The organism is Streptomyces sp. NPDC054847, from assembly GCF_053610925.1.
Genome location: NZ_JBSGZJ010000524.1, coordinates 1 through 4,699 on the forward strand (window position 1 = coordinate 1; position 4,699 = coordinate 4,699).

Sequence of the window (4,699 nt, forward strand, 5' to 3'; positions counted from 1 at the left end):
CTCGTGTCCGGGATCAGGGCCGGCTGCGGTGGCAGATGTACGCCAGGGTGCCGAGCAGCAGCCGGGCCTCCGGCGGGGCCGCCGCCGTGTCCAGGGAAGGCGGCCGCAGCCACCGGACGGGGCCCAGCCCGCCGTGGTCGGACGGCGGGGCGGTGATGTGGTCGCCGGGGCCGAGGCAGCGCAGGTCCAGGTCGGCGTCGTCCCAGCCCATCCGGTACAGCAGCCGGGGCAGCTCGGCCGCCGCTCCGGGAGCCACGAAGAACTGGCAGCGGCCGTCGGGTGTGACCGTGACCGGGCCGAGCGGCAGCCCCATGCGCTCCATGCGCACCAGGGCCCGGCGGCCCGCCGGTGCGGCGACGTCCAGGATGTCGAAGCTCCGGCCGACCGGCAGCAGCAGCGATGCCCCGGGCACATCCGCCCAGGCCTTGCCGGCCTCGTCGAGCGTGGCGCCGGCCGGGACCTCGAGCGCGAAGTCGAGGGGATGCGCTCCCGGCGCCTCGCACTGTGCCCCGCCGCAGGAGCACTTGCCCGCCGAGGCCCGTGCGCCGGGAACCACCGCCCAGCCCCACAGTCCGGTGTACTCGGCCACCGCTGTGGCCTCTGTCGCGCGCCCGCGGCGCCGGGAGCCGACCCGGATCTGACTGATCCCTCGGGTGCCGCCGATCGTGAAGCCCATGCCCCCTCCAACGGGTCCTGCTCGCCGGTGGTTACGACTCGAAGTCCCCCTGTGACTCTCCGTCGTCCCCGGTCGGGGTGTCGGCGGGGTGCGGTGGTGCGCGGGGGAGTGCGGAACGTGGCGCGCGCCTGCACGCGCAACCCTCCATCGGGTGCTGATTTTCGTCTGTCAAGTGAATCGCGCCTGGCGGCAAGTGGGTTCACTCGGAGGGGTGGCGAATGGTGGCGATTCTGCAATCCCACTCGCTGGAGGCGTGATCGTAGGATTACCGTCGGTACATCGATCTGCAATTGCAGTCGGCTTCCGGGTATGCCGGGGGCAACCCGTCTCTCTGTTCGACGGGTGCAACCCGGTCACAGGAAGTCCCAACAGGCGGCATTCTGGTACGGGTTCGGGCGATGAGGCTTCGGCGGATGGGGGCATTCCAGTGAGCGGCAGCGGCGCAGACGGTACGAACACCGGCAAGCGCCCCAACGAACAGCTGAACTCCTGGTTCATGCGCAGCGGCTGGTCGAAGGGCGAGCTGGCGCGCCAAGTGAACCGCCGGGCACGGCAGATGGGCGCACACCACATCAGCACGGACACCTCCCGGGTGCGCCGCTGGCTGGACGGCGAACAGCCGCGCGAGCCGATCCCCAGGATCCTGTCCGAGCTCTTCAGCGAACGCTTCGGCAGCGTCGTCGCCGTCGAGGACCTCGGCCTGCGCTCCGCCCACCAGGCACCCTCCGTGTCCGGCGTCGACCTGCCCTGGGCCGGTGACCAGACCGTCGCCCTGCTCAGCGAGTTCTCCAGAAGCGACCTGATGCTCGCGCGCCGCGGCTTCCTCGGCACCTCGCTCTCGCTCGCCGCCGGGGCCGCCCTCGTCGAACCCATGCAGCGCTGGCTCGTCCCCTCACCGGCCGCGGAGGCCGCGGAGGAGGCGCCCCCCAGGACCCGCAGGGGCGGCCGCCTGTCGGCGCCGGAGCTCGACCTGCTCGAGGCCACCACCGCGATGTTCCGCCAGTGGGACGCCCAGTGCGGCGGCGGCCTGCGCAGGAAGGCCGTCGTCGGCCAGCTCCACGAGGTCACCGACCTGCTTCAGGAACCGCAGCCCCCCGCCACCCTGCGGCGCCTGTTCAAGTGCGCCGCGGAACTGGCCGAGCTGGCCGGATGGATGAGCTACGACGTGGGCCTCCAGCCCACCGCGCAGAAGTACTTCGTCCTCGCGCTGCACGCCTCCAAGGAAGCCGGTGACAAACCGCTCGGCTCGTACGTCCTGTCCTCCATGAGCCGGCAGATGATCCACCTCGGCCGGCCCGACGACGCCCTCGAACTCATCCACCTCGCCCAGTACGGCAGTCGCGACTGCGCCACCGCACGCACCCAGGCCATGCTGTATGCGATGGAGGCCCGCGCCTACGCCAACATGGGCCAGCCCAGCAAGTGCCGGCGGGCCGTGCGGATGGCGGAGGACACCTTCGCCGACATCGGCTTCGACACCGAGCCCGAGCCCGACTGGATCCGCTTCTTCTCCGAGGCCGAGCTCAACGGAGAGAACGCCCACTCCTACCGCGACCTCGCCTATGTGGCGGGCCGCAGTCCCACCTACGCCTCACTCGCCGAGCCGATCATGGATCGCGCCGTGGAGCTCTTCCGGCAGGACGAGGAGCACCAGCGGTCGTACGCACTCAACCTGGTCGGGATGGCCACCGTCCACCTCCTCAAGAGGGAGCCGGAACAAGCCACCGCCCTGGCCGGCGAAGCGCTCACGGTCGCCAAGCGGGTCCGCTCCGAGCGGGTCAACACCCGGCTGCGCAAGACCGTCGACACGGCGGCCAGGGACTTCGGCGATGTCGCGGAAGTCGTCCAGTTCACCGACCTGCTCACCGCCCAGCTGCCCGAGACCGCCGAAGCGGTCTGACCGGCAGCACCTCAGACCCCGGCCGCGACGCCCACCCCGAACTGCCCGACTCGGCTCCCCCCGTGCCAAGTCATCCGGGTGAGTGTCGCGGCCGGTTTCCGATGTGCGCAGAGGATACTCTCGGTGACCGCGGACGATCAGCCTGTTCATGACGGCGTAACACGCCGGACCTCTTCGTCACGGCCGCGAAACATCGAGCGGCATCTGCGGAAACGGCGCTGCGCCAACCTCATGGCGCAAAGGGGCTGTCCGGCCCGCCCCTCCACCGCACTGGCTCCGCCCGCACGCGGCCGCACGACGACGAGGAGACGCCGATGCCCCCAGGCATCTCGACCCTTGCCGCAGACGCCCCTGAGCTGTCTGCCGCCAACACAGGGTTCATGCTCATCTGTTCCGCCCTGGTGATGCTCATGACCCCGGGACTGGCCTTCTTCTACGGAGGCATGGTCCGGGTCAAGAGCACCCTGAACATGCTGATGATGAGCTTCATCAGCCTCGGGATCGTCACCATCCTCTGGGTGCTGTACGGCTTCAGCCTTGCCTTCGGCACCGACTCCGGTTCGATCATCGGCTGGAGCTCCGACTACGTCGGTCTCAGCGGCATCGGCATCACCGAGCTGTGGGACGGCTACACCATCCCGGTGTACGTCTTCGCCGTCTTCCAGCTGATGTTCGCGATCATCACACCGGCCCTGATCAGCGGCGCCCTCGCGGACCGCGTCAAGTTCACCGCCTGGGCCCTGTTCATCACCCTGTGGGCCACGGTCGTCTACTTCCCGGTCGCGCACTGGGTCTGGGGCGCGGGCGGCTGGCTGTTCGAGATGGGCGTCATCGACTTCGCGGGCGGCACGGCCGTCCACATCAACGCCGGTGCCGCGGCCCTCGGCGTGATCCTCGTCATCGGCAAGCGCGTCGGCTTCAAGAAGGACCCGATGCGCCCGCACAGCCTCCCGCTGGTCATGCTCGGCGCCGGTCTCCTGTGGTTCGGCTGGTTCGGCTTCAACGCCGGCTCGTGGCTCGGCAACGACGACGGCGTCGGCGCGGTGATGTTCGTCAACACCCAGGTCGCCACCGCCGCCGCCATGCTCGCCTGGCTCGCGTACGAGAAGATCCGCCACGGCGCCTTCACCACCCTCGGCGCAGCGTCCGGCGCGGTCGCCGGCCTCGTCGCCATCACCCCGTCCGGCGGCGCCGTCTCGCCGCTCGGCGCGATCGCCGTCGGCGCCATCGCCGGTCTGCTGTGCGCCATGGCCGTCGGTCTGAAGTTCAAGTTCGGCTACGACGACTCCCTGGACGTCGTCGGCGTCCACCTCGTCGGCGGTATCGTCGGATCCCTGCTGGTCGGCCTGTTCGCCACCGGCGGCGTCCAGTCGGAGGTCAAGGGCCTCTTCTACGGCGGCGGCCTCGACCAGCTCGGCAAGCAGGCCGTCGGAGTCTTCGCGGTGCTCGCCTACTCCCTGGTCGTCTCCGCCATCCTCGCCTTCGTCCTCGACAAGACGATCGGCATGCGGGTGGACGAGGACGTCGAGGTCTCCGGCATCGACCAGGTCGAGCACGCCGAGACCGCGTACGACTTCAGCGGCGCCGGCGGCGGAACGGGCTCCCGCAAGGCCGTACCCCCCGCCGTGGACGCCGTGGCCGGCGCTGGACAGAACAAGAAGGTGGACGCATGAAGCTCATCACCGCAGTCGTGAAGCCGCACCGGCTGGACGAGATCAAGGAGGCCCTCCAGGCCTTCGGCGTCCAGGGCCTCACGGTCACAGAGGCAAGCGGCTACGGCCGGCAGCGCGGCCACACCGAGGTCTACCGCGGCGCGGAGTACACCGTCGACCTCGTTCCCAAGATCCGCATCGAGGTGCTGGTCGAGGACGACGACGCCGAACAGCTCGTGGACGTGATCGTCAAGGCCGCCCGCACCGGAAAGATCGGCGACGGCAAGGTCTGGAGCGTCCCGGTCGACACGGCGGTCCGGGTACGGACCGGCGAGCGCGGCCCCGACGCCCTGTAAGAGCGAACACGGACAAGGGAGCTGCTGGGTGAGCCTGGACGTGACCGAAGAAACGGAAGACAGCGGACCCAGCGGCTATGCGGCGGCCCGGCTGCTCCTTCTCACCGAGAAGGAG

4 protein-coding genes are annotated in these 4,699 nt (G+C 70.0%); 3 read left to right on the forward strand and 1 reads right to left on the reverse strand.

Annotation, left to right across the window (positions count from 1 at the left end):
* Positions 1-13: 13 nt before the first annotated feature.
* The gene (locus ACWGH4_RS31500; protein ID WP_453466898.1) at positions 14-676 is read right to left on the reverse strand and encodes a bifunctional DNA primase/polymerase; all 663 of its coding nucleotides are present in this window, start codon (positions 674-676) and stop codon (positions 14-16) included.
* A gap of 427 nt (positions 677-1,103) precedes the next feature.
* On the opposite strand from ACWGH4_RS31500, the gene nsdA reads away from it, so the two are divergent.
* From nsdA to ACWGH4_RS31515, 3 genes are all read left to right on the forward strand, one after another.
* The gene (gene nsdA / locus ACWGH4_RS31505) at positions 1,104-2,576 is read left to right on the forward strand and encodes a transcriptional repressor NsdA (RefSeq protein WP_453466900.1); all 1,473 of its coding nucleotides are present in this window, start codon (positions 1,104-1,106) and stop codon (positions 2,574-2,576) included.
* Between the two features lie 314 nt (positions 2,577-2,890).
* Positions 2,891-4,249, forward strand: a complete 1,359-nt coding sequence (locus ACWGH4_RS31510) for an ammonium transporter (protein WP_453466902.1) — start codon at positions 2,891-2,893, stop codon at positions 4,247-4,249.
* Positions 4,246-4,584, forward strand: a complete 339-nt coding sequence (locus ACWGH4_RS31515; protein WP_005311372.1) for a P-II family nitrogen regulator — start codon at positions 4,246-4,248, stop codon at positions 4,582-4,584. The genes ACWGH4_RS31510 and ACWGH4_RS31515 overlap by 4 nt, the downstream gene beginning before the upstream one ends.
* Positions 4,585-4,699: the final 115 nt, after the last annotated feature.